This is a genomic window from Rhodococcus sp. WAY2 (assembly GCF_009859915.1).
Classification (GTDB): Bacteria; Actinomycetota; Actinomycetes; order Mycobacteriales; family Mycobacteriaceae; genus Rhodococcus_F; species Rhodococcus_F oxybenzonivorans.
The window spans coordinates 234,189-257,206 of sequence record NZ_CP046572.1; the positions used below are offsets into that span (position 1 = coordinate 234,189).

Here is a 23,018-nt window from a genome sequence, read left to right on the forward strand (position 1 = left end):
AGCGGGTAATCTTCAGGGTAATTAAGTACCTAGCAATGTACCCAACGTGTGCCGGGAAGGGAAGCCCTGGATTCGAGGGGTCCGGGATTGTGGAACACTCGACCACATGGCACGTGCAGGAGCGACGCCGAACCGCGCGACGTTGAACACCCCGCGGCGTCGACGCGTCGATACCGCCCGCAGGGACGAACTGCTCGCGCGCATCGAGGAGATTTTCCTGACGGAGGGTTTCACGTCGGTCACCGTCGACGACCTGACTCAGCGTTTGCGGTGTTCCAAGGCCACCCTCTACAGCGTGGCGTCGACAAAAGAACAACTTGTCATTGCCGCCACCAAACACTTCTTCGGCGCCGCCGCGGACGAGATCGAAGCCGCCGTTGCCGACGAGTCCGATCCTCGTAAGCGGATTACGACGTATCTCGGTGGTGTCGCATCGGCGATGCGCCGGAACTCGCGGGCGTTTTACGACGACATGGTTTCGTACGCACCGACGGCGGAGATTTACGGCCGCAATACCGCACAGGCCGCGCAGCGGGTGCACGAATTGATCGACGAGGGCGTCGAAGCCGGGCACTTTCGCGCCACCGACGCCGCATTCGCCGCCCAGTTGGTGGCATTGGCAATCGACGCCGTCCAGTCCGGCGTGCTCCTCGAGCGCACCGGCCTGTCCGCCGCCGATGCCTTCGGCGAGCTCGGCGACCTCTTACTCCACGGCTTGCTGCGCACCGACTGAGGGCGTTCACCGGCGGAACCTGCAAACTCCGGACTACCAATCAATCCGGATACCCGACTTCTAGTGGCCGTCGATCCCCTCGAGCAGTCCGTGGATGGTGGCTGTCTCGGCGCGTTCTTCGGTGTCGTCGAACAGCGGCCGGATTCCTCGAGCGGCCATGATCTGATCATTGCTGGCCCCGGCGGCGATCATGGGCCAGACCAGGGCGTCGTCACCGACGATGAAGTCGATGACGACGGGGCGGTCGTTGATAGCCCGGGCTCTAGCGATCACCGCGTCGACGTCCTCCTCGCGTTCGCAGCGCAGCGCGACACACCCGAGTGCCTCGGAGAGCTGCACGAAGTCGGGGATGCGGCGCGAATGGGTGGCCAGGTCGACGTTCGAGTACCGGCCGCCGTAGTGAATCTCCTGCAGTTGTTTGACCATGCCGAGGTTTCCGTTGTTGATCACGGCGACCTTGATCGGGACGCCCTCGATCGCGGCGGTAGCCAGTTCCTGGTTGGTCATCTGGAAGCAGCCGTCGCCGTCGATCGCCCACACCTCACGGTCGGGTGCACCGAGTTTCGCGCCCAGCGCCGCGGGCACCGCATAACCCATCGTGCCCAGACCGCCCGAATTCAGCCAAGTGCGCGGCTTTTCGTAGCTGATGTAGTGGGCGGCCCACATCTGGTGCTGGCCGACGCCGGAGCAATAGATCGCATCAGGACCGGCAGCCTTGCCGAGAGCTTCGATGACGAACTCCGGTGACAGGGCTCCATCACGTGGGCGGTCGTAGCTGACCGGGTAGGTCCGGTGTATCCCGTCGAGGTAGTCGCGCCAGCCGGTCAGGTCGATTGGTCGACCTTGGTCTCGGCGGGAACGTATCGCGTCGATCAGTGCCGTGATGGTCTGCTTGCAGTCACCGACGATCGGCACGTCGGCGAATCGGTTCTTGCCGATCTCGGCGGGGTCGATGTCGGCGTGGATGACCTGGGCGCCGGGCGCGTACGAGGCCGCTTCGCCCGTGACGCGGTCGTCGAACCGGGCACCGAGTGCGATCAGCAGGTCGCTCTTCTGGAGCGCGGCGACGGCGGCGACGGTGCCGTGCATGCCGGGCATCCCGTAGTGCAGAGGGTGGCTGTCGGGAAACGCTCCGAGGGCCATCAGCGTGGTCACGACGGGAATCCCGGTCAGCTCCGCGAGCAGGGCCAGCTCGACCGACGCCTCGGCCTTGATCACACCCCCACCGACGTAGAGGACCGGCGCCTTCGCGGCGGCGATGAGGTCGGCGGCGGCACGGATCTGCTTGCCGTGTGGTTTGCTGACCGGCCGGTAGCCGGGAAGGTGAGTCGCCGGTGGCCAGGCAAAGGTGGTGGTGGCCTGCAGGACGTCCTTGGGGATGTCGACGAGCACCGCGCCGGGGCGTCCGGTGGCGGCGATGCGGAATGCCTCCGCGAGGGTGCGGGGGATGTCTTTGGGGTCGGTGACCAGGAAGTTGTGCTTGGTGATCGGCATGGTGATACCGCAGATGTCGGCTTCCTGGAAGGCGTCGGTGCCGATCATGCCGCGTCCCACCTGTCCGGTGATCGCCACGACCGGCACCGAGTCCATCTGCGCGTCGGCGAGCGGGGTGACCAGGTTCGTCGCGCCCGGCCCGGACGTGGCCATGCACACCCCGACCTTGCCGGTGGCTTGGGCGTACCCGGTGGCAGCATGTCCAGCGCCCTGCTCGTGGCGCACCAGCACGTGACGTAGCCGCTGGGAATCGATCAACGGGTCGTACACCGGCAGGATCGCCCCGCCCGGGATACCGAAGACCACCTCGACGGCGAGCGCTTCGAGTGAGCGCACCACCGCTTGGGCGCCGGTCACCCGGATCGGGTGGTGTTCGGGGAGAGCGGTGGCTGCTGCGGCAATCCGGCTAAGCGGCTCGCTGTCGCACATCGCCGGGAGGGTTCGCTGCGGAGCGGAGACAGAAGATTGCACAATAAGTCCTCGAGTCGGATCCGTGCTGCACAGGGTGCGCGCGGTTTGCGGTTACGGTTCAGACCCCGCCGTCTACGGTGCGTGCTTTGAAAATCGTGCGGCAGTGTCGTTGTCCGGGTCTCCGGCCTCGTGAGCTCTCCCGGCGGGCAATCGAGAAACGGCGTGGCTTTCTCGTGCCTGGCGTGATCTCAGTCAAGCAGCGACCGGCAGATCCGGCAACCACCACCCATGAGGGTGAGCAATCTGCACGCCGACGCTGATGCTGATTCGGATCCCGGTTGTCATCCTGCCCACCGGTGACGTTGTCGGCCGAAATCACCCGGCCAACCGGGAACGAGTAATCCACCGAAGATGTTCGTGGAGAGACTCTCTCGCAACGATGTAACCCGGAAACCGGTGGCCGCCATTGTGGGGCGGCCACCGATGTGGATCACACGGCCACTCGTGTCACCGCGGCAGTGCCCGAAGCCGGGCGGGCGAGTTTGCTGGAGCAGAAGTCCCGCAAGTATGTCCGGGTCGCGAAGTCGACGTCGTTGATCAGGGTGGACGTCACCATCGTGAGAAGGCGTTTGTAGAACACGACTGGGGTGATGCCGAACTCGGGGAGGATGTATTCGTCTCCTCCGCCGAATCGGGACCATTTGGTGGCGAACGCCAGCATTGCCTTATCGTCTCGGGTCATCATCTCTCCTTGCCGTCCCCCGAGGGTGTGCTGTGTCCTGTCAGAGATCGTTTGGGGTGAAGCCGTTTTCGAGTCGGTTCTTGACGGTGGTGAGGAAGCGGGCGGCGTCGGCACCGTCGACGATGCGGTGGTCGTAGGAAATCGACAGGTACGCCATCGAGCGCACGTCGATGCGGAGCTCACCGTCCTGCCGGGTCGGGATCAGCCGCTCGACCACTGCGCCGACACCGAGGATGCCGGTTTGGGGTTGGTTGATGATCGGGGTGTCGAAGAGCGCACCCCGGCTGCCGGTGTTGGTGAGGGTGAACGTGCCGCCGGATAATTCGTCTGCGGTGATCTTTCCGGTGCGCACCTTCTCGGCCTTGTCCGCGATCGCCCGGGCCAGCCCCTCGATCCCGAGGTTCTGGGCATCGCGAATGACCGGCACCATCAACCCCTTTTCACTGTCCACCGCCATGCCGAGGTGGCAGTGGTCGTAGTAGGTCACCTCGGTGACATCGGGGTTCAGTGAAGCGTTGAGGACCCGGTGCTCGGCCAGCGCGTCGACGGCCGCTTTGGCGAAGAACGGCAGGAACGAGAGCTTGAGTCCGGTGCGAGCGAGGAAGTCGTCCTTGTGGGCCGCCCGCAGCCGGGCGATCGCGGTGACGTCGACCTCGAGGACCGTGGTCAGCTGGGCCGAGGTCTGTAGTGACTCGACCATCCGCTGAGCGATGGTGCGCCGAATCCGCGGGAGTTTCTCGGTGACGGAGCCGGTCGCAGCGGCCTGCTCCCGCGGCGCCGGGGGTGCGGGCGTGGGTTCCGGGGTGGGTTCCGGTTTCGGCGCCGGGGGAACGGTCGGCGCCGAAACCGAAGCTTTTGTCGGTGCGGCGGGTGCACCGTCCGACGAATCGGTGATGACAGCGAGGTCGGCGCCGACCGTCACCACGTCATCCTCGTCGGCGAGGATGCGCTGGAGAATTCCGCCGACGGGGGACGGTATTTCGGTGTCGACCTTGTCGGTGGCAACCTCGAGCAGTGGTTCCTCGGCGTCGATGCGGTCGCCGGGTTGTTTGAGCCACCGGGTGATGGTGCCTTCGTCGACGTTTTCCCCGAGCGCCGGCATCCGCACCGTGGTGCCTTCGAGTTGTTCGGTTGTCATGGTGTGGTGTGCTCCTGGCCTGTGTGCGTGCGGGTCTCGGTGATCAGGGGAGGATGTCGAGCGAGGCGCGGACGATGCTGTCGGTGTCGATGCCGTGGTAGCGGTAGACGTCGTCGAGGGAGCCGACCTGCCCGAACTTGCTGACCCCGAGGCAGGTGCTGCGCACGTGGTTGATGCCGGCGAGGAATGCCAGGGTGTGCGGATGCCCGTCGAGGACGGTGACGATCGGGGTCGCGCGATCGGCGGGGAAGAGTTGGTCGAGGATCCAGCTGTCACCGGGTCCACGGCCCTGCCGTGCCTGGATCGCTTCGAACAGCAACCCGGGGCTGGTGACGCAGACGACGTCGGCCGGGATGCCTTGTTCGGCGAGACGATCGGCGGCCGCGAGGGCTTCGGTGATCATCGCGCCCATGGCGACGATGGTGACCTGGGCACCGTCGCGGCGCACCAGCGGATACCCGCCGGCCACCACCTGCCGGCGGCGGCGTTCGCGGGCCGCCGGGTCGGTGGGCACCGCGGCCAGGGTTTGATCGACGGGGCGGGTGGACAGCCGCAGGTACGCGGAGGTGCCGTCCGGGCGGCCGAGCCGGCCGATGCTGGCCAGCAGGGTCCACTCGGTGTCGATCGCGAAGGCTGGTTCGTAACTGATGCACCCGGGCTGTTCCAGCCCGATCGACGGGGTTTTGATCGACTGGTGCGCACCACCTTCGGCGGCCAACGTGACACCTGAGGGGGTGCCGACCAGAATCGACTGGCCACCCGCGTAGATGCCGTAGGACCAAGGTTCCAGCGCCCGTTCGACGAACGGGTCGTACATCACTCCGATCGGGAACAGCGGTTGTCCCCACCGGCTCCAGGTGGCGCCGAGTTCGCCCATCAGTCCGACCAGGTTGGTTTCGGCGATGCCGAGTTCCATGTGCTGCCCGGTGGGCCGCTCATTCCAGTGCATGATGGTCTCGCGGTCGTCGTCGAACCAGTTGCGGCGCTCGGCCGCGGACCACACGCCGACCTTGTTGACCCATCCGCCGAGGTTGGTCGTCGAGCTCACGTCCGGGCTCACGGTGACCACCCGTTTCGCGGCCTCCGGCGCCTCGCGGGTCAGGTCCAGCAACACCCGCCCGAGCGCGGCCTGGGTGGTGGCGGTGCCCTTGGGGGTGCGGCCGATGTCGGTGGGAATCGTCAGCGCGGGCGCATTCTGGACCGGCTCCCTGCGTAGCCGCTCCGCGTTGCTCGCGCACCGCCTCCCCGCCGCGGAGTCGGCGGCGAACCGGCCCCACGGCTTCGCCGGGTCCATGCCCAGATCGGCGGCGAGCGAGGCGTATTCCTCGACCGACAGCAGCGAGGAGTGGTTCTGCGGGTGTCCCTGGGTGGGCAGCCCGTAACCCTTGATGGTGTAGGCGATGATCACAGTGGGCCGGGTGTCGTCGATCTGCCGGTACGCGGCGGTCAGCGCGGACAGGTCGTGGCCGCCGAGGTTGCGGATGGCCGCAATCAGGGTGGCGTCGTCGAGGCCGGCGATCAGGCCGCTGATCTCGGTGCTCCCGGGGCCGTCGCCGGGCAGGCGGGTGCGGACCTCGTCGGCGCTGCACCGCAGCAACCGCTGGTACTCCGGGTTGGGCATGTCCAGGATCCGGGTGCGCAGGGCCTGTCCACCGGGGCGGGTGAACAACTCTTCGAGTAGCTTGCCGAATTTGACGGTGATCACCTGCCACCCGGCGGCGTCGAACATCTTCTCCAACCGGTTCGCGGCGATGTTCGGAATCACTCGGTCCAGGGATTGGCGGTTCAGGTCGACGATCCACACCACCTCGCCGAGGTCGGCGATACCCGGGTCGAGGATCGCCTCCCACACCGCGCCCTCGTCGAGTTCGGCGTCTCCGACGAGGGAGTACTGGCGACCGGTCCCGGCCCCGCCGGTGGTGGTCTGCACGTAGCGGCGGGCCATGGCCCCCCAGATCGGGGCGGTGGCGCCGATGCCGACCGAGCCGGTGGAGTAGTCGACGGTGTCGGGGTCCTTGGACCGGCTGGGGTAGGACTGCAGGCCGCCGAATTCGCGCAGGGTGGTCAGGTACTTTTCGTCGAGTTCCCCGAGCAGGTAGTTGATGCCGTGCAGCACCGGGGAGGCGTGCGGCTTGACCGACACCCGGTCACCCGGTTGGAGCTGTTCGAACCACAGCGAGGTCATGATCGAGACCATCGACGCACAGGACGCCTGGTGACCACCGACCTTCAGGCCGGTGGGATTGGGCCGGATCCGGTTGGCGTGATGGATCATCGAGGTGGAAAGCCACAACACTCGCTGCTGGATCGCTTCGAGTGTCTCCAGGTCCACCGAACCGCCGGCTTCTGCGACGCGGGTCGCGGTCCCGGGGGCGACGGGCAGGGTGTTGTGCATCGGATTCTCTTTCCTCACATGTGCGAATCGCTGCGGACGAGCGCAACCTCAAGAACGGCTCCGACGGGGTGGCCGAGGAGCAATCCGCTCGACCGGTGACGGGTGCGTGCGGTCGGATGCGGTTTCGGAATGCGGCGGTGCTGGTCTGGTCTGACCGCCGCCCACCTGTTATAACAGTGGATCAAGAATTTGCCGCCTGCGCAATAGTCGGTGCCGAGAATGAGCAGAATGCACACCGGCAGGGCACTCGAGGGAAGGTGGAATTGGCAAAATGCCAAGCACGCACAAAGCGGACCAGATCGATGCCCGACTACTGCTCGCGCTCGCCGAGTCGCCGCGGGCCACGACCATCGCCCTGGCGGACCGGATAGGACTCTCACGCAACACCGTTCAGGCCCGGATGGGCAAGCTCGACGACTCGCACGCGCTGCGCACTTTCGAGCGCCGCATCGACCCGGCGATCCTCGGCTACCCGCTACAGGCATACATCCTGACCAACGTCACCCAGCGCAAACTGGCTCGTGTCGGGGCGGCGCTCGACGGTATTCCCGAGGTGCTCGAGGTCCTCGGCCTCAGCGGTGTCGCGGATCTCCTCATCCACGTCGCCGTCCGTGACGCCGACGATCTGTATCGGGTGGCGGGGGACATCCTCGGAATCAAGGGGGTCAAACGCACTACCACCGCCCTGGTCATGCGCGAGATGGTCGACTACCGGATCGCGCCGTTGGTCGAAAAGCTCATCGACTGACACGGGTCGATCCACGCCCGGATCTGCGCCGACCCGGTGTTATAACATGCCATTGGAAGGTGACACGATCTCGAAGAGACGGAGATGGTCGTGACAACGAGCACGAGAAACCCGCAACCACTGGTGCGGTCGCTGACTCCGACCTCCGTTCCCGAACAGGTCGCCAAGGAAATCCGGCGTTCGATTCTCTCCGGTGAACTCCGTCCAGGACAGACGTTCTCGCTGCGGGAAATCTCCGGGCAGCTCGGGGTGAGTTTCATCCCGGTTCGGGAAGCACTCAAAGAGCTCGAAGCGCAGGGTTTGGTGGTGACCCGCCCCGGGAAAAGCGCGATGGTCGCCCCGCTTTCGCACGACGACCTGCACGGTATCTATCGGTTACGACGGCAGCTGGAACCGGAAATAGCCGGCCGCGCCTGCAAAATGCTCGACGATTCCGACTTGCGTCGCCTCGACGGCTACGTGGCCATATTCGGCGACGAGAGCCTCGACCTCGACGACATCTACCAGGCACACCATGCCTTCCACTACGAGCTGCTCCGGCCCGCCGCCACCGCCTGGGACCTGCGCGTGCTGGACGGCCTGTGGCACGCCGCCGAACGATATGTCCGGCTGGCATTCTCGGGCCGTGAAGCGAACCCGGACGAACACGAGCGGCGGGGACATGTGCATTCGGAGATACTCACCGTCGTGCGCACCCGCAATATGAGGAAGGTCGCCGCGGCGACACGGCAGCACCTCGACGACAACGAACAGATCGCGCTGCGCGCACTCGACCCGATAGCGCCCTGAACACTGCCGGCTCGGCATGTTCACGTTTGTTCTGTGGCGGCCGAGACACCTGCCTCGGCGACCACAGAGTCCTCAGGTGAGCGTGGAGGTTTCGGCGCGGTGCTTCACAAACCGCTCCGCGTAGTCGATGTACCAGTCGAGGGCGTCGGTGTTGGCGACGGTGGCACGGTTGATCGCGGTCTCGGGGGCTATTCCCTGGATCAGTTTCTTGACGGGGATTTCGAGCCGCTTGCCGGTGCGGGTGGTGGGAATCGCCGGCACGTCGATGATCTCGTCCGGTACGTGCCGGGGTGAGGCCTCCCGGCGGATCGTGGTGCGAATTTTTTCCACGAGCGCCTCGTCGAGGTCGTATCCGTCGCGCAGTACCACGAACAGCGGCATGTGGTAGCCGCCGTTGGGAAGTTCGGCACCGATTACGAGGGCCTCGGCGATCTCGGGAAGCGCTTCGACGGCCTGGTAAATGTCCGCCGATCCCATCCGGACACCACCGCGGTTGATCGTCGAGTCCGATCGACCGTGAACGACGCAGCCGCCGTCGGCTTCGATGGTGATCCAGTCGCCGTGCCGCCACACCTCGGGGTATACCTCGAAATAGGCGTCGCGGTAGCGGATCCCGTCCGGGTCGTTCCAGAAGTAGATAGGCATCGACGGCATCGGTGCCGTGATCACCATTTCCCCGACCTCCCCGACGACCGCTTCACCGGCCTCGGTCCAGGCCTGCACATCGACCCCCAGGTAGGGGCCTTGCAATTCCCCCACCCGAACTGGGGATAGCGGGTTGGCGCCGATGAAACCGGTGGCCACGTCGGTGCCGCCGCTGTCCGATCCCAGGTGCACATTCGGACTGACCGTGTCGTAGATCCACCGCCAGGTGGTGTCGGGCAGCGGCGAACCGGTCGACATGATCGACCGCAATCCCGACAGGTCGAAGTCGGTCCCGGGCCGGGTGCCGGCCTTCTCGCACAGCGTGAGATAGGCGGCGCCGGTGCCGAATCGGGTGGCCCCGTAGCGGGCGCAGATTTCGAATTGGTGGTCGGGTCGCCCGAAAGCGGGGCTGCCGTCGTAGGTGAGGATCGTCGCGCCGGTGACCATGGCGTCGACGAGCATGTTCCACACCACCCAGGCGGTGCTGGCGGCGATGAATACCCGATCGGTGGGGCCGAGGTCGTAGTGCAGCGCGTTGGCTTTGAGGGCTTCGAGGAGGATTCCGCCGTGCGAGTGCACGATGCCCTTGGGTAGGCCGGTGGTGCCGGAGCTGTAGAGGATCCACAGCGGATGATCGAACGCCACCTGCTCGTACTCGGGTTGGGCGTTCCCGACGACCAAGTCGGCGTAGTCGGCGATGCTCTGCCGGTGCGTCCCCTCGTAGGGCAGCCCGATGTTGTCGACCATGATGGCGTGCTGCACGGTGGGGAGCTGGTCCAACAGGGCGGAGAAGACGTCCCGGCGGTCGACGCGTTTACCGTTGAACTGGTAGCCGTCCACCCCGATCAGCACGGTCGGCTCGATCTGCGAGAACCGGTCGACCAGCCCTTTCACACCGAAATCCGGTGCGCAACAGGACCACACCGCACCGACGCTGGCCGCGGCGAGCACCGCGACGACGGTGGGCGCGATGTTCGGCAGCATCCCGGCGATCCGGTCGCCGGAGCGCACCCCGATCTTCCGGAAGTGCGCGGCGAGGTTGGCGACCTGTGCGACCAGGTCGGCCCGCGAGAGTTCTCCGGTCGTCCCGGTTTCGTCGACCGAGATGATCGCGGGCCCGGCCTGATCGGTATGGCGAAGCAGGTTTTCGGCCCAGTTCAGCCGGGTGCCGGGGAACCACCGCGCCCCGGGCATCTTGGGGTCGGCGAGCACCGTCTGCGGCGGCACCGAGGAGATCACGTCGAAGTACTCCCAGATCGAGAGCCAGAACTTCTCGAGGTCGCTGATCGACCAACACCACAGCGAGTCGAAGTCGGTGGTGGAGACGTTCTTCTCTGCCGCGAGCCAGCGTTGGTATCGGCTCATGTTCGAGGCGAAGACCCGCTCGGGCGGCGGGGTCCACAACACTTCACGTCCTGGCGCGGTCATTATTGGTGCGTCCTTTCCGGCTCCCGCCGCCACGGGCAGACGTGATGTCCTGGCCTGCCCGTGGCGGGAGGGTTTCGTGCGGTGGGGTCAGCGTGCGAGCACGGCGCCGAGGGCGCGGGTGAGCTCGTCGGCGGGGTCGGCGACGGCGCCGGAGCTGCGCCAGGCGATGTGGTTGTCCGGGCGGACCAGAATCGCGCCGGCGTCGTCGATCTGGCGCAGGTCACTCCAGCGGCCGGTGGGGTCGGTGTAGTCGGTGCGGGCACCGATCTGGGCGACCTTGATCTGGATACCGAACTTGTCGTTGGCCAACCGGGCGGCGTCGGACCAGGCGGCACCGTCCGCGGCGGTGATGAGCACGAAGTGCGCGTTGTTGCCGGTGAGGTCGTGGGTGGAGATCTGCCGGCCGTCGTGTTCGAGCCATGCATGCGGGAGTCGGTGCCCGGGGCGGGTGGTGGGGTGGTAGTTGTGCCCCATCGGGTCGCGCGGCGGTGCCTCGGTGCCGTCCGGGACGAGTGCTCCGTCGCGGTAGGCGAAGCCGATTTCGAGGTCGTGGGCCTGGAATTCGGTGCGCTGGGTACTGATTACCTCGGCCGCGCGGGCCCGGCGGGTTTCGCCCATCGGGGTGTCGGAGAAGTAGTCCCGGAACACCTGGACCTGGGCTTCGAGTGGCTGGCCGGGGATCAGGCCGAGGCCGGCGTCGACGACCATGTGGTTGAGGAAGGTGAACATGGCCCAGTCGACGTTGCGCATGCCGACGAGGCGGCGTTCGGGCTCGTAGGTGTCGAGCAGGGCGGGGGCGGCGTCACCCTTGATCACCGCGGCCAGCTTCCAGACCAGGTTGTGGGCGTCCTGGATAGCGGTGTTCAGACCCAAACCGGTGGTCGGCGGGTGCCGGTGGGCGGCGTCACCGGCAAGGAAGATTCGGCCGACCTGGTACTTGTCGGCGAGCACGCCCTCGAGGATCCAGTGGCTGACCTTGTGCACCTTCAACTCGAGGTCGGGCAGCTTGAGGAGCTCGCGCAGCCGCGGAACGATCGCCTCTTCGTCGAACCGGGCCGGATCGTCCGGGCGGAAGGTGAAGTGCAAGACGAATTCTTCGGAATGCTTGCCCCACGTGGGGCCCATCGCGGCCATGGCGCCGCTGTTCCAGGACCCGGCGCCCTCGGGGTTGAGCAGCCAGGTGATCAGAACGTCGTCCTCCCACCACTCCGACAGATCGGCAGTGAAGTGGGTGCTCACCATGTCGAGGATCCCGGTCGGGCCCTCCATCTGGACCCCGAGTTCGGGTCCGACGGTCTTGCCGCCGTCGGCGGCGACCATGTACTGGGCGTGGACGGTGTAGGTCTCCTGCGTGTCGCGGTTCAGGACGACCGCGTGGATTCCGTCCTCGTCCTGCTCGAACGAGACCAGTTCGCGGCCGAAGTGAATCGAGTCCGGTGCCCGCTTCTCCGCGTGCTCACGCAGGAGGGGTTCGAGCCGGATCTGCGGGTAGTTGGTAGACGGGCACGGGCTGTCGACCGCGTATGCGCTCTCGAGTCGCCCACCGCCGAACGATTCGAGGGTGTACAGGGTGCGCCCGTCCAATTCGCCGTCGCCGCCGAGTGAGGTGACCCACCGCGTCTTGCCCATGTTCTTCGGCGGGGTGCCCACCTCGTAGATCGAGTCCGCGACCCCAACCTGGCGCAGCACCTCCATCGTCCGCTGGTTGAGGTAGTGAGCCTTGGGCAAGTGAGAAGTGCTGGTGTGCCGCTCGACGAGATGGTGGTCGATGCCGTGCTCGGACAGCAGGATCGAGGTGGTCAATCCACACCCGCCTCCGCCGACGATGAGGACGGGAACGGTGATGTCAGACATGGCTGGTGCTCCTGGAAACGGTGGTGAGTGGGTGTGGACGGGTTGCGGCGGTGAAGTGGTGCCGCATCTCGCCGATGGTGTCGGCACGGCTGACGAGTTCGTCGTCGACACCGATGAGCCGTTTCGGCTCACGGGTGAAGCCGATACCCGACGGGGTGCCGGTGAAGATGAGGTCGCCTGGGCGCAGCGGCAGAATCGACGACAGGTAGGACACGAGGACCGGGATCGGGAAAATCAGGTGCCGGGTGCGCGACTTCTGCATCAGCTCGCCCGACAGGACGGTGCTGACCTCGATGTCGTCCGGGTTCTCGAATTCGTCGGGGGTGACCAGCACCGGCCCGATCGGGGAGAATCCGGCGAACGACTTGCCGAGACCGAACTGCTGCGGTGGGGGACCGGACAGCTGCAAGTCCCGCTCGGACAGGTCCTGGCCGAGGGTCAGCCCGGCAACATAATCCCAGCCCTCGGAGACGGGGACGTGTCGGGCCTCCTTGCCGATGACCGCCACGAGTTCGACTTCGAAATCCACCGAGCCGCCGGGGTGTTCGATGGTGTCATAGGGGCCGGTGATCGAGGCGGGGAACTTGGTGAACACGAACGGGGCGTCGGGCAGGGTCAGCCCGGACTCCTCGACGTGGTCGGCATAGTTCACGCCGATCGCGAAAATTTGGCCCGGCCGTGGAACCGGAGCACCCAGCTCGGACTCGACTAACGGTGTTCCGTCGGTGAAGTCCACCGTGGCCGCCCATGCGGTGAACTCGTCCCACCGGTCGAAAATCTGCTGGGGGTCCGCAGAAAAGCGGTCGCCGCTGGCCGCCGCGACGTCGACGGCGATCCCGTCCGCCACGACCTGGAGCCGGCCGGCTTGGTTTGCCACACGCATGGAGAAAGTCCTTCGGTAAGAGGAAACGCTGATCTGTCGGGGCCGAGCGTGAGCTCGGGTGCGGTCAGCTGGTCAGTGCCGCCAGCGGGTCGGGCAGGTCCGGGCTGGTCTGCAGGGCCCAGGAGTGGGTGGTGATCTCCGAAACCGGGGTGCCCTGGGCGAGTGCTTCGCGCATCCGCTCCGGGACGAACGACACGCCGACCGGGTTGCTTCCGTACTCGGGGCCATTCATGTAGGCCGTCGCCTCGTCGGGGGTGGCGAAGTTGTCGATCTGCAGCTCGACGAAGTTGCCGTCCGGATCCTGGTAGTACAGGGACGTCGTGACGCCGTGCTGGATCGGTACCTTCGGCTCGATGCCCTTCTCCTTCAACGAGTCGTACCGATCGAGAAGATCGTCGAGCGTGTCGAAGGTGTATGCGGTGTGGTGCATGCCCGCAGCGCCCGGATTGCGGGGTTCGAGCTGCACCGGGGCGCCGAGCAGCGCGACCCGGTGGTGCTCCTCGTCGAAGGTGATGAAGCACAGACCGTGCCCCTCGTAAACCACGTGCGCGGCCAGCACGGTGCAATACCAGTCGCGCATCTCCTCGAACCGGCTCGTCTGCAAGACGACGTGCGCGAACTTGGGGGTGGCGGTCATCGTTGACTCCTTCGATTCCAATCACGGTCGGGTGACCCCGAGGGCGGTGTGAAACTCGCGCTCCTGGATGTCCGTCACACCGCTGAGGTGAGAATTGACCAGGGGCAAAATTTGATAACAGCTCGCGTTGCCGCGAACTTGTGGCGAAGACCTTTCGTTGTGGTCCCCATCACGTTGCGTGTATCACCATTTCACGAGATTTCAGCTCGGATGGCTAGTAGCTGGAGAACAGGAACTTCGAGGGAAATTGGTTCACAGCCCAATTCGGGTGATGTGTTCGCTGTAGCGTTGAGGCGGTCGGAAAGGATGTCGGGTGCAGCACTGGACTGGTCAACTTACGGGAACACGCGCCCCGCAATCGGAGCTCGAGTGGCTCAGCCCGGACGCCGAACGCGTTCGAGCCGTCCTCGGCGACGGCGCGGTCACATGGGCCGTCGAAGTCGGCCAGGACATTGCCGCAAAAATCTCTCGGAAAGTTCCTGCAATGGGCGACGGAGCGCCACCCCTGGACGCGATTCGGCGAGCCACCACGGCGACCGCTTTTCGGGCACTGACGCTGGTCGCGGGAATAGGTGAGTCGGAACCCACTCTGGCCAGTGCAGAGGTAGAGGACATCGCCAGGGACTTCGCCCGCCGGGGTATGGAGCTCGACGATCTGCTCCGGACCATCCGCGTCGGGTATGCCGTGCTGGCGGCCGCACTTCTCGACGCGGCGACCCGGCTGATACCGCCGACTGAGAGCGGCGCCGAGATTCGCCGCATCTCCCTGCTCCTCTTCGAGGTGCTCGACGACTTCACCGGGGTGGCCGCCGCGGCCTTCCTCGACGAGCAGAGCGCGTGGGCAGCGGGGGTGTCGGCGGCCCGGCTCGACCTCGCCACGAAAATCATCGCTGCGGACCCCATCGAACTCGCCCACGCCGAACAGGTCCTCGGCTACCCACTCGGTGGGCACCACGTGGCCATCATTGCGTGGAGCGGTCCGCACTCAAGCCATGACCTTCGGGCCGTCGTCGACCCGGTGCTCCGGCACTGGGGAACGCCGACAGCAACACTGGTGATACCCATCGGCCTCCAAGCGATTTGGGCGTGGGGAGCGATCACCCCGGACCCGACCCGAGCCCTGACCTCCTCCCTACCCGACTTCGGTGACACCTTCGTCGTCGCCGGCCAACTCGGCTCCGGGATGGAAGGATTCCGTCGAAGCCACCTCGAGGCCCGCGCCGTCGAGCGACTGGTTCGACTCCGTTCGGGCCATCCACCCACCACCACCGCTCACGAGCACATCGGTCTGGAAGTGCTCCTGCTCGCCGACCCGGAAGCCGCGGTGCAGTTCGCCTCCCGCCTGCTCGGCCCGCTCGCCGGGGAAGACCCTCGGATGGCCGACCTGCGGTCGACCTTGAGCCTCTATCTCGACATGGACCACAGCCTGGCCAAAGTTGCTTCGGCAGAGCATATTTCCAAGAACACAGTGACCTATCGAGTGCAGAAGGCATTGAGCCTGTGCACGCCCCCGGGTGAATCGACCACAGATCTGCGTGCCGCGCTCCGCATCTATGAGTGGCTCCGAGACACCCCCATCGCTCAGTGGGAGCGATCGTAGGTCGATCGGCCGAACCCGCCACCCGACTGGTCCAGAAACCAAAAGTCGGCGACAACGCTGGGCTCTGCAGTAGTGCGAACTGGGTAACTTATGCGGTCTACTTGTGGTGTAGAACACAGCGGGTGGTGAAGCCCGAAGGCCAGCAGCACCCGTCCCGTTTGGATTCCACGGATCGTTGCGCTGAGAGCCGCAGTCGACAGAAGGAAGATTTACCATGCACACCCCCTCGAGTCCTGTCCAGGAAGCGTTCAAGGACGTGATGGCACACGTGGCCACTCCGGTCGCCGTCGTGACCTCCATGGACGGCGGCCTGCCCTTCGGCACCACCGTCAGCGCCTTCACCTCTTTGTCCATGACACCCCCCATGGTCCTGGTCTCCTTGGACCGCGGATCGGAGACGCTCGAACTGATCACGGCATCGAAGAAGTTCGGCTTGAACGTGTTGGGCCGCGACCAGCAAGGAACCGCGCTGAAGTTCGCGAAGAAGGGTGGAATAGGCAAGTTCCACGGCGTGCGGTGGGACCTCGACCACGAACTTCCCCGAATCGCCGGCGCCGCCGGCTGGATCGCCTGTCACGTCGAGCAGTTCGTCGAGGGCGGAGATCATGTAATCGTACTCGGCAACGTCGTTGCGGCAGAGAACAATTACAGCGACCCGCTCACCTATCACCGCCGCGTATTCGGCACGCACTCGGCGCTGGAATCCGCGTAACACTACCGGCCTCGATTACGCCGCCGCCAGAGCACTTCGACAGCCATCACCGAAATAATCTGCAAAGGAAGGCACGCCATGACGACCTCGTTAGCGCCCCGCGCCACGCACCATCGGTCATGGTCGGCAATCGCAGCCGGTAGCCGCGCCCTCGCCGCCGGCGAGCTGATTATCCTCAGCCATCACCGCCGCGTCGTGCTCGTCGGGTGCGCCGGCGCCGCGACCACCGAGCAGATGGCCTTCCTGATCCGCCACACCACGGGATTTCTGCAAGTGGCGCTGCACGAACGGATCTGTGACCGTCTCGTACTGCCGGAAGCGACCCCCACGGTTCGGGCCATCTCCACGCTCGGCCACGGCCAATGTGTCACCGTCGATGCCGCCGCCGGCATCACCACCGGGATCTCTGGCGCCGACCGGGCGCGCACGGCACGCATTCTCGCCGACCCGGCCACGGGACCGGACGATCTCACCAGGCCTGGGCACCTGATCCCGGTTCGAGTAACACCCATAGAGTTTCGTACGCGCCTGACCACCGCGTCAGTCGCCCTCGCGCTCACCGACACTGCTGAATCCCACTACTCGGGCGCGGTGTTCGCCGACCTCGACGGCATCGCCGACCCGACAGACGTCGGCGATCGAGGCGATGCCGAGATTCTTGCCGACCGGTACGGGCTCACACTCGTCACCGGCCCGGACCCTGAGGGACAACTTTCACTGACCCACCACCTGTGAGTACTTGTTAACCGCGGGCGGTTAACAAGTACTCACAGGTGGTGTTGCCCAGCGTCGTGCCGTGCGCGACAGACACATTCGACCAAGCCAGCATTCACATACCTCAGGCGCGGTTCCGGCATGCCCAAAGCTACGCCGATCGCCCCCAGAAGCTGAGAAACACCACCCCACATCGGAGGAAACAATGGACATCACCCGCAACGAACTCATGGACCGGGTGCACGCCCTGGTACCCGCCTTCGCCGAACGCGCACAGAAGACCGAGGAGAACCGTGCTCCCCTCGACGAGACGATCACCGACCTCATCGACTCGGGAATTTTGGCCACGCTGACCCCCAAGGAGTACGGCGGACTCGAACTCGGACTCGACGTCGCCGCCGATATCGTCCGCACGATCAGCGCGGTCTGCCCGTCGACAGGGTGGGTCACCTCCTTCTACATCGGAGCGGCCTGGCGGGTGAACATCTTCACCGAACAGGCCCAACGAGAAGTGTTCGCCGACAAGCCTTACACCCTCACCGCCGGTACCGCGGCCCCGCTCGGGAAGGTGCAGAAGGTTGACGGCGGCTACCGCATCACCGGGCAGACGGCATGGAACTCCGGGTCGGTGCACGCGGAGTGGTTCACCTTCGCCGGTGTGGTGTTCGAGGAGGGCAGCGCCCCCACCCCGTTGTGGTTCCTGGTGCCCCGCGAGGACGTCAAGATCCTCGACACCTGGTACATCGCCGGCATGTCCGGAACCGGCAGCAATGACATCAGCGTCGAGGACGTGTTCGTCCCGGATTACCGCACCGGGCCGTTCGCCCTCGCCCTCGCCGGTACCGCTCCCGGGCAGCTGATCCACCCCAATCCCATGTACCACCTGCCCTTCCTGCCGTTCGCGATGGCGGAGGTCACTCCGGTCGTCGTCGGTGCGCTGCGCGGGGCGGCGGACGCGTTCGTCCAGCGCACCAAGGACCGGCAGGGAACAATCAGTCAGGAGAAGGCCTCCGGCAAGCAGGCCGCGCAGATGCGCCTCGGCCGTGCGCTTGCTGCGGCGGACGCCGCCGAAACCCTCCTCGACGCCTTCTTCGAGCGCCTCACCGCGCAGCGACCTGAGCAGTCCGACCCCCGCGATCGTGCCGAAATGAAGCTCAAGGCGGCATATTTGGCGGACCTGGCCCGCAACGCCCTCAACGACATGGTTCGCGGAATCGGTGGGGACGGGTACCGGACCTCCGCACCGATCCAGCGGTTCTTCCGTGACCTGTCCGTGCTGTCGGTGCACGCATTCCTCGACATCGATACGGCCTCGGAAACCATCGGCCGGTTCACCCTCGACCTTCCCGTCGCCGATCCGCTCCTCTGACCGGATGCTGCTCCCTCTCTTTCCGAGTCTCGGCCGTCAGCTCGAACGGCGGCCGAGGCTCGGGAGGGGCAATCGAGTAACCGCACAGCACCCGATCCGCGTTCCCGCACCACCGTCTGCAAAGGATGAGGAAAAGAGCACTGGTGAACAGCAACTCGACGATCGAACGCCTCGACGACGCAGCCAGAGACCTGCTGTTGCGGGCGCACGAACAGTGAACAACTTCGCCCCGATCCCGGTCAGCGAGGACGAACTCACACAGATCTGGGAAATGACCCGCTGGGCGCCCACGGCAGCGAACTCCCAGCCGATGCGCGTGCAGTTCATCCGCACCGACGCCGCGCGCCGCCGACTGCTCGATCATCTCGACGAGGGTAACCGTGAGAAGACGGCGTCAGCGCCCGTCACCGCAATTCTCGGGGTAGACAGCGAATTTCATGAGCACCTGCCCCGGTTGCTGCCCATCCGGCCGCAAATCCGTGATGTCTTCGCCGACAACGACGCGTTGCGCGAGCGCACCGGTAACTTCAACGCCGCCCTGCAGGCGGGGTACTTCATCCTCGCCATCCGCGCCGCCGGTTTGGCGGCCGGGCCGATGGCCGGCTTCGATCCCGCAGGAATAGACGCGGAACTCTTCTCCGGAACCTCCTGGAGGTCCATTCTGGTCGTCAACATCGGATACCCCGGCGAGAATCCGTGGTTCGAGCGTCTCCCCAGACTCGACCCCGCAGAGACCGTCCGCTGGGCCTGAGGGCTGTAGACCGCCCGCTCGCCGATAGGGCCAAATCCAGTCCAGATCGACCCCACACAGTGCGGGGCCATCCCACACAACACCAGAGAAAGAGAGTCCGATGACCACAGCCACAACCGAGGTCGAGACCACCCGCAAACTTCTCGAAGCCGCCGACACCGACATCGCAGCGTTCTTCGACTTCTTCTCCGACGACTGCGTCTTCCGGATGGGCAACAACGCCCCCGTCATCGGCAAGAGCGCGATCCAAGCATGGGTAGCGCAGTACCTGACCTCGGTGGTGTCGATGCGCCACGAGATCCTCGAAGAATGGTCGGAAGGCAACGTGGCCGCGCTCCGGGTGGAGGTCACCTACACCTTGCAGAACGGTGAATCCTTCACACTCCCGGCCGTCACGCGCACCCGCGTCGAGAACAACAAGGTGACCGAGTACCTGATCTTCATAGACCCCAGTCCCGTTGTCTCGGGCAGCACGAAATAGGGCGTCCGGTGCCTGCCGGCCCTAGGGGGACGGCATCCTGAAAGCGACACCGGGCGTCGAGCCGGCTTCACCCTTGCGGGACAGATCGGACAGGTAGCGATCTGGTCCAATGGCCGCAGTTGGCTCAGGATCCGGGTTCGGCGACGTTCACCGTCCGGAGCGAAGAAAGCGGACGCGGTAACGCCCGCTAACTCAGTGCAGGTGGCTGCCGCCGTTGATGTCGACGGTGGTGCCGGTGAGGTAGGCGGCGTCCTCGGAGGACAGGAAGGTAATCACCGCGGCGACCTCGGTGGTGGTGGCGACCCGGCCGAGGGGGATGTCGCGGCACAGTGCCGCTTCCGTTTCGGCGGTGCTGCCGACGCGGATGCTGGTGTCGACCGCACCGGGGGTGACGGCGTTGACGGTGACTCCGCTGTCGCCGAGTTCGCGTGCGAGGGACTTGGTGAAACCGAGGATCGCGGCTTTCGCGGAGGAGTAGGGCACCTTGCCGAAAACTCCGCCACCGCGCTGGGCGGAGACCGACGACATGTTCACCACTCGTCCCCAGCCGTTGTCGAGCATGGCCGGCAAGAACGCGCGGGTGACGAGGTAGGTGCCGGTGGCGTTGACCGCCATCACCTTGTTCCACAGTTCCAGCGTCGTCTCGAGGAACGGTACCGGTGAGGTGATGCCGGCGATGTTGGCGAGCGCACCCACAGCGGGGAGGTTCCCGGCTGCAACTTCGGTGGCGACCGCGTCGTGCGCCCGCTGGACCGAGTTCTCGTCGGCGACGTCGATGTCGTGACCGAAGGCCGGGACACCGAACTCGTTGCCGATCTCGGCTGCGACCTTCGCGGACTTCTCGCCGTCGAGGTCGAGAACGACGATCGCCCAGCCCTCTTCGGCGTAGCGGCGGGCGGTGGCCAGACCGATGCCACGCTCGGAAGTGGCGCCGGTGACGACGGCGGTGCGCTGGATGGACGACATGATCGCTCCTCGTTGTTGGAAAGCTGACCGTTCCCGGGTGATGCGATGGAAAGCGGGAACCGGTCGACGATGCGGTAAGTGACTGCCACCACAGTAATGCGATCGACTGTTAACAGTCAACCGTCATCGGATGACGGTTGACAGGTCGACGTGGCTCGGATCACACTGTTGAGACGCCAATGTTGACAGTCAACAAGTCGGCGGCAATCGTAGAAACCGGCTAGCCCGAAGAGGAGTCACCCATGAGTACCGAAACACTCAGGATGCGAGGTCCTGTCCACGGCACGAAGGACGCCAAGCGCGTCGCAATCGGCTCCTCGGTGGGGGCGGTCATCGAGACCTACGACTTCATCGGGTTCGGCACGGCCGCGGCGCTGTACTTCGGTACGGCCTTCTTTCCGGGTGCCGATCCGGTCACGGGCACACTCGCGGCCTTCGCGACGCTGGGTGTCGGTTTCGCTGCACGCCCCCTCGGCGGCGTACTCGGCGGCCATCTCGGGGACAAGCTGGGCCGTAAACCGGTTCTGGTGGCCTCGCTGATCGCGATGGGACTGGCGACCTTCGCGATCGGACTGTTGCCGACCTATTCGCAGGTGGGGCTGATTGCCCCGGTGCTGCTGGTTCTGGTCCGTATCGTCCAGGGTCTCGCCTTCGGCGCCGAGTGGGGCGGTGCGATCTTGATGAGCTACGAACACGCCCCATGGAAGTCGAAAGGGAAATACACCGGCATCGTGCAGGCCGGCTTCCCCGTCGGGCTGCTACTCGCGAATCTGGTGTTCCTGTTCAGCGTGCACCTCGGCGGCGACTGGGCGTGGCGCGTGCCCTTCCTCGCGAGCATTGTCCTGGTGATGGTCGGGCTGGTCATTCGGTCGAAGGTTCCCGAGTCGCCAGTCTTCGAGGACGTGAAGAACGAGGGCGAGATCGTCAAGTCGCCGGTGCTCGACTCCATCAAGTACGACTGGCGCAACATCCTGCGCGGCATCGCACTCCGTGTTGCCGAGACCGCGGGCTACGCGGTGTCGATCACCTACATGATTTCCTACCTGCACAATGAGGGTCTCGCCGGAAAATCCGAAACGCTTGTCGCCCTGTGCATCGCGTCCGCGATCGGAATCTTCGCCACCATGGCCTGGGCCCGACTCACCGACCGCATCGGACGCCGACCCCTCTACATCGCATCCTGCGCGTTCGCGGCCCTCTTCGGTGCCCCGATGTTCCTGCTGGTCAACACGGGCCTGTTCATTCTCATCATCGCCACCATCGTGATCTCCTACGCCGTCTGCCAGAACTCGCTGGCGGGTGCGCAGGGTGCCTGGTTCCCTGAACTGTTCGACGCCGCCCGCCGATCGTCGGGAGCCTCACTCGCCTACCAGATCTCCGCGATGGTCTCCGGCTTCACGCCTTTCGTCACCACGTTGCTGTTCGTCTCCTTCGGCTGGTGGGGGCCGGCGCTGCTGTTCAGCACATACGCCCTGATCGGACTCTGGGCAGCGCTGATCACCAAGGAAACCTGGGGCCCCACCGAACGACGCCTCGCTCACGAGGCGTTGGCGAGCGCCGACTCCAAAAGCGCCTGCGCACCCACCACAACCACGAATACCGGCACGACGAACACGATTCGCAAGGAAAAGGAACTCCTGTGACCACCACAACCGCCACCGCCGCGGCCGACGCCACCACCCGTGAAGCATCGCGGATTGCCACCATCGAGCAGTTCGCCTACCGGATGCGGCACAACATCATCGACATGGGTGAGGAGCAGGGCCAGGGGTATGTCGGGCAGGGGCTTGGGGCCGCCGACATCTTCGCCACCGTCTACGCCGACCAACTCCGCTACCGCGCCGACGACCCGCACTGGGAAGGCCGGGATCGCTTCCTCCTCTCCACCGGCCACTACGCCATCGGCCACTACGCCGCCCTCGCCGAAGCGGGCATCATCCCGCGCAGCGAACTGGAAACCTACGGGTCCGACGACTCGCGCCTACCGATGTCGGCGATGTCCACCTACACCCCCGGCATGGAAATTTCAGGTGGCTCCCTCGGACACGGACTGACCATCGCGGTCGGCATGGCGCTCGGGTTGCGGCACCAGCACTCCACCGCCCGCATCTTCAATTTCCTCTCCGACGGAGAACTCGACGAGGGCTCGACGTGGGAAGCGGCGATGGGCGCCCACCACCACCGGCTCGGCAATCTCACCGCGATGGTCGACATCAACGCCCTGCAGGCGGACGGGGCAACCTCGACCGTGCTGAGTACCGAACCGATACACGAGAAGTGGGCGGCGTGCGGCTGGCACGTCGAGCGCGTCGACGGCAACGACGTCACCGCCCTCGTGCGTGCGTTCGACAACGCCGCCGCCGAATCCGACGGCAAGCCGTCGATCATCCTCTGCGACACCAAGGTCGGTAAAGGCGTGCCCCTGCTCGAGACGCGGGAGAAGGCGCACTTCATGCGCATCGAGGAACACGAGTGGCAGATCTGCCGCGACCAACTGACCGCCGGCTTCAACGACAAGGACGCCTGAG

At 65.6% G+C, this 23,018-nt stretch carries 19 protein-coding genes and 1 pseudogene; 11 read left to right on the top strand and 9 right to left on the bottom strand.

Annotated elements, in window-relative coordinates:
* Positions 1-106 precede the first annotated feature (106 nt).
* Positions 107-733 carry a TetR/AcrR family transcriptional regulator gene (locus GFS60_RS01050; RefSeq protein WP_159918611.1) on the top strand — a complete coding sequence of 209 codons (627 nt, stop codon included), beginning with the start codon at positions 107-109 and terminating at the stop codon, positions 731-733.
* A 60-nt stretch (positions 734-793) separates the two neighbouring features.
* Here GFS60_RS01050 and GFS60_RS01055 read toward each other — a convergent pair whose 3' ends face one another.
* The 4 genes from GFS60_RS01055 to GFS60_RS01070 all read right to left on the bottom strand — a co-directional run bounded on the left by GFS60_RS01055 (position 794) and on the right by GFS60_RS01070 (position 6,913).
* The gene (locus tag GFS60_RS01055) at positions 794-2,656 is read right to left on the bottom strand and encodes an acetolactate synthase large subunit (RefSeq protein ID WP_159918612.1); all 1,863 of its coding nucleotides are present in this window, start codon (positions 2,654-2,656) and stop codon (positions 794-796) included.
* Between the two features lie 472 nt (positions 2,657-3,128).
* Entirely contained in the window at positions 3,129-3,380 is a 252-nt protein-coding gene (locus GFS60_RS01060) for a DUF3263 domain-containing protein (protein ID WP_159918613.1), read from the bottom strand.
* Between the two features lie 40 nt (positions 3,381-3,420).
* Complete coding sequence (locus GFS60_RS01065; protein WP_159918614.1) at positions 3,421-4,518, bottom strand: 2-oxo acid dehydrogenase subunit E2; 1,098 nt, start codon at positions 4,516-4,518, stop codon at positions 3,421-3,423.
* A 43-nt stretch (positions 4,519-4,561) separates the two neighbouring features.
* On the bottom strand, positions 4,562-6,913 hold the full coding sequence (locus GFS60_RS01070; RefSeq protein WP_159918615.1) for a transketolase-like TK C-terminal-containing protein: 2,352 nt from the start codon (positions 6,911-6,913) through the stop codon (positions 4,562-4,564).
* 271 nt (positions 6,914-7,184) lie between these two features.
* On the opposite strand from GFS60_RS01070, the gene GFS60_RS01075 reads away from it, so the two are divergent.
* Positions 7,185-7,661 carry an Lrp/AsnC family transcriptional regulator gene (locus tag GFS60_RS01075; RefSeq protein WP_109325680.1) on the top strand — a complete coding sequence of 159 codons (477 nt, stop codon included), beginning with the start codon at positions 7,185-7,187 and terminating at the stop codon, positions 7,659-7,661.
* A gap of 84 nt (positions 7,662-7,745) precedes the next feature.
* Entirely contained in the window at positions 7,746-8,450 is a 705-nt protein-coding gene (locus tag GFS60_RS01080) for a GntR family transcriptional regulator (RefSeq protein ID WP_159918616.1), read from the top strand.
* 72 nt (positions 8,451-8,522) lie between these two features.
* On the opposite strand, the gene GFS60_RS01085 is transcribed toward GFS60_RS01080, so the two are convergent.
* The 4 genes from GFS60_RS01085 to GFS60_RS01100 form a co-directional block, all read right to left on the bottom strand.
* A complete protein-coding gene (locus GFS60_RS01085; RefSeq protein ID WP_159918617.1) occupies positions 8,523-10,523 on the bottom strand; it encodes an acetoacetate--CoA ligase in 2,001 nt (666 codons plus the stop codon).
* 87 nt (positions 10,524-10,610) lie between these two features.
* Positions 10,611-12,377, bottom strand: coding sequence for an FAD-dependent oxidoreductase (locus tag GFS60_RS01090; protein WP_159918618.1), 1,767 nt, complete (start codon positions 12,375-12,377; stop codon positions 10,611-10,613).
* Entirely contained in the window at positions 12,370-13,260 is an 891-nt protein-coding gene (locus GFS60_RS01095) for a fumarylacetoacetate hydrolase family protein (RefSeq protein WP_159918619.1), read from the bottom strand. Before GFS60_RS01095 ends, GFS60_RS01090 begins: the two co-directional genes overlap by 8 nt.
* A gap of 64 nt (positions 13,261-13,324) precedes the next feature.
* Positions 13,325-13,897, bottom strand: coding sequence for a VOC family protein (locus GFS60_RS01100; protein ID WP_159918620.1), 573 nt, complete (start codon positions 13,895-13,897; stop codon positions 13,325-13,327).
* Positions 13,898-14,210: 313 nt separating this feature from the next.
* Between GFS60_RS01100 and GFS60_RS01105 the strand changes: the two genes are divergently transcribed.
* The 6 genes and pseudogenes from GFS60_RS01105 to GFS60_RS01130 all read left to right on the top strand — a co-directional run bounded on the left by GFS60_RS01105 (position 14,211) and on the right by GFS60_RS01130 (position 19,524).
* Positions 14,211-15,497 (top strand): PucR family transcriptional regulator, encoded by a 1,287-nt coding sequence (locus GFS60_RS01105; RefSeq protein WP_159918621.1) that lies wholly within the window; start codon positions 14,211-14,213, stop codon positions 15,495-15,497.
* A gap of 214 nt (positions 15,498-15,711) precedes the next feature.
* Positions 15,712-16,209, top strand: a complete 498-nt coding sequence (locus tag GFS60_RS01110) for a flavin reductase family protein (protein ID WP_159918622.1) — start codon at positions 15,712-15,714, stop codon at positions 16,207-16,209.
* A gap of 78 nt (positions 16,210-16,287) precedes the next feature.
* On the top strand, positions 16,288-16,944 hold the full coding sequence (locus tag GFS60_RS01115; protein ID WP_159918623.1) for a 3,4-dihydroxy-2-butanone-4-phosphate synthase: 657 nt from the start codon (positions 16,288-16,290) through the stop codon (positions 16,942-16,944).
* Positions 16,945-17,128: 184 nt separating this feature from the next.
* The gene (locus tag GFS60_RS01120; RefSeq protein ID WP_159918624.1) at positions 17,129-18,292 is read left to right on the top strand and encodes an acyl-CoA dehydrogenase family protein; all 1,164 of its coding nucleotides are present in this window, start codon (positions 17,129-17,131) and stop codon (positions 18,290-18,292) included.
* 140 nt (positions 18,293-18,432) lie between these two features.
* Positions 18,433-19,043 (top strand): annotated as a pseudogene (locus GFS60_RS01125) (malonic semialdehyde reductase).
* A gap of 100 nt (positions 19,044-19,143) precedes the next feature.
* A complete protein-coding gene (locus GFS60_RS01130; RefSeq protein WP_159918626.1) occupies positions 19,144-19,524 on the top strand; it encodes a nuclear transport factor 2 family protein in 381 nt (126 codons plus the stop codon).
* A gap of 192 nt (positions 19,525-19,716) precedes the next feature.
* Here the strand turns inward: GFS60_RS01130 and GFS60_RS01135 are convergent, their stop codons facing one another.
* On the bottom strand, positions 19,717-20,490 hold the full coding sequence (locus GFS60_RS01135) for an SDR family NAD(P)-dependent oxidoreductase (protein WP_159918627.1): 774 nt from the start codon (positions 20,488-20,490) through the stop codon (positions 19,717-19,719).
* 242 nt (positions 20,491-20,732) lie between these two features.
* Between GFS60_RS01135 and GFS60_RS01140 the strand changes: the two genes are divergently transcribed.
* Both GFS60_RS01140 and GFS60_RS01145 read left to right on the top strand, forming a co-directional pair.
* Entirely contained in the window at positions 20,733-22,133 is a 1,401-nt protein-coding gene (locus GFS60_RS01140; protein ID WP_159918628.1) for an MFS transporter, read from the top strand.
* The gene (locus GFS60_RS01145; protein ID WP_159918629.1) at positions 22,130-23,017 is read left to right on the top strand and encodes a transketolase; all 888 of its coding nucleotides are present in this window, start codon (positions 22,130-22,132) and stop codon (positions 23,015-23,017) included. Before GFS60_RS01140 ends, GFS60_RS01145 begins: the two co-directional genes overlap by 4 nt.
* Position 23,018 lies beyond the last annotated feature (1 nt).

What these genes read in the sequence shown, in the direction of transcription:
- GFS60_RS01050 (WP_159918611.1), top strand. Translation starts at nt 107, where the DNA reads ATGGCACGTGCAGGAGCGACGCCGAACCGCGCGACGTTGAACACCCCG.
- GFS60_RS01055 (WP_159918612.1), bottom strand. Translation starts at nt 2,656, where the DNA reads ATGTGCGACAGCGAGCCGCTTAGCCGGATTGCCGCAGCAGCCACCGCT.
- GFS60_RS01060 (WP_159918613.1), bottom strand. Translation starts at nt 3,380, where the DNA reads ATGACCCGAGACGATAAGGCAATGCTGGCGTTCGCCACCAAATGGTCC.
- GFS60_RS01065 (WP_159918614.1), bottom strand. Translation starts at nt 4,518, where the DNA reads ATGACAACCGAACAACTCGAAGGCACCACGGTGCGGATGCCGGCGCTC.
- GFS60_RS01070 (WP_159918615.1), bottom strand. Translation starts at nt 6,913, where the DNA reads ATGCACAACACCCTGCCCGTCGCCCCCGGGACCGCGACCCGCGTCGCA.
- GFS60_RS01075 (WP_109325680.1), top strand. Translation starts at nt 7,185, where the DNA reads ATGCCAAGCACGCACAAAGCGGACCAGATCGATGCCCGACTACTGCTC.
- GFS60_RS01080 (WP_159918616.1), top strand. Translation starts at nt 7,746, where the DNA reads ATGGTCGTGACAACGAGCACGAGAAACCCGCAACCACTGGTGCGGTCG.
- GFS60_RS01085 (WP_159918617.1), bottom strand. Translation starts at nt 10,523, where the DNA reads ATGACCGCGCCAGGACGTGAAGTGTTGTGGACCCCGCCGCCCGAGCGG.
- GFS60_RS01090 (WP_159918618.1), bottom strand. Translation starts at nt 12,377, where the DNA reads ATGTCTGACATCACCGTTCCCGTCCTCATCGTCGGCGGAGGCGGGTGT.
- GFS60_RS01095 (WP_159918619.1), bottom strand. Translation starts at nt 13,260, where the DNA reads ATGCGTGTGGCAAACCAAGCCGGCCGGCTCCAGGTCGTGGCGGACGGG.
- GFS60_RS01100 (WP_159918620.1), bottom strand. Translation starts at nt 13,897, where the DNA reads ATGACCGCCACCCCCAAGTTCGCGCACGTCGTCTTGCAGACGAGCCGG.
- GFS60_RS01110 (WP_159918622.1), top strand. Translation starts at nt 15,712, where the DNA reads ATGCACACCCCCTCGAGTCCTGTCCAGGAAGCGTTCAAGGACGTGATG.
- GFS60_RS01115 (WP_159918623.1), top strand. Translation starts at nt 16,288, where the DNA reads ATGACGACCTCGTTAGCGCCCCGCGCCACGCACCATCGGTCATGGTCG.
- GFS60_RS01120 (WP_159918624.1), top strand. Translation starts at nt 17,129, where the DNA reads ATGGACATCACCCGCAACGAACTCATGGACCGGGTGCACGCCCTGGTA.
- GFS60_RS01130 (WP_159918626.1), top strand. Translation starts at nt 19,144, where the DNA reads ATGACCACAGCCACAACCGAGGTCGAGACCACCCGCAAACTTCTCGAA.
- GFS60_RS01135 (WP_159918627.1), bottom strand. Translation starts at nt 20,490, where the DNA reads ATGTCGTCCATCCAGCGCACCGCCGTCGTCACCGGCGCCACTTCCGAG.
- GFS60_RS01140 (WP_159918628.1), top strand. Translation starts at nt 20,733, where the DNA reads ATGAGTACCGAAACACTCAGGATGCGAGGTCCTGTCCACGGCACGAAG.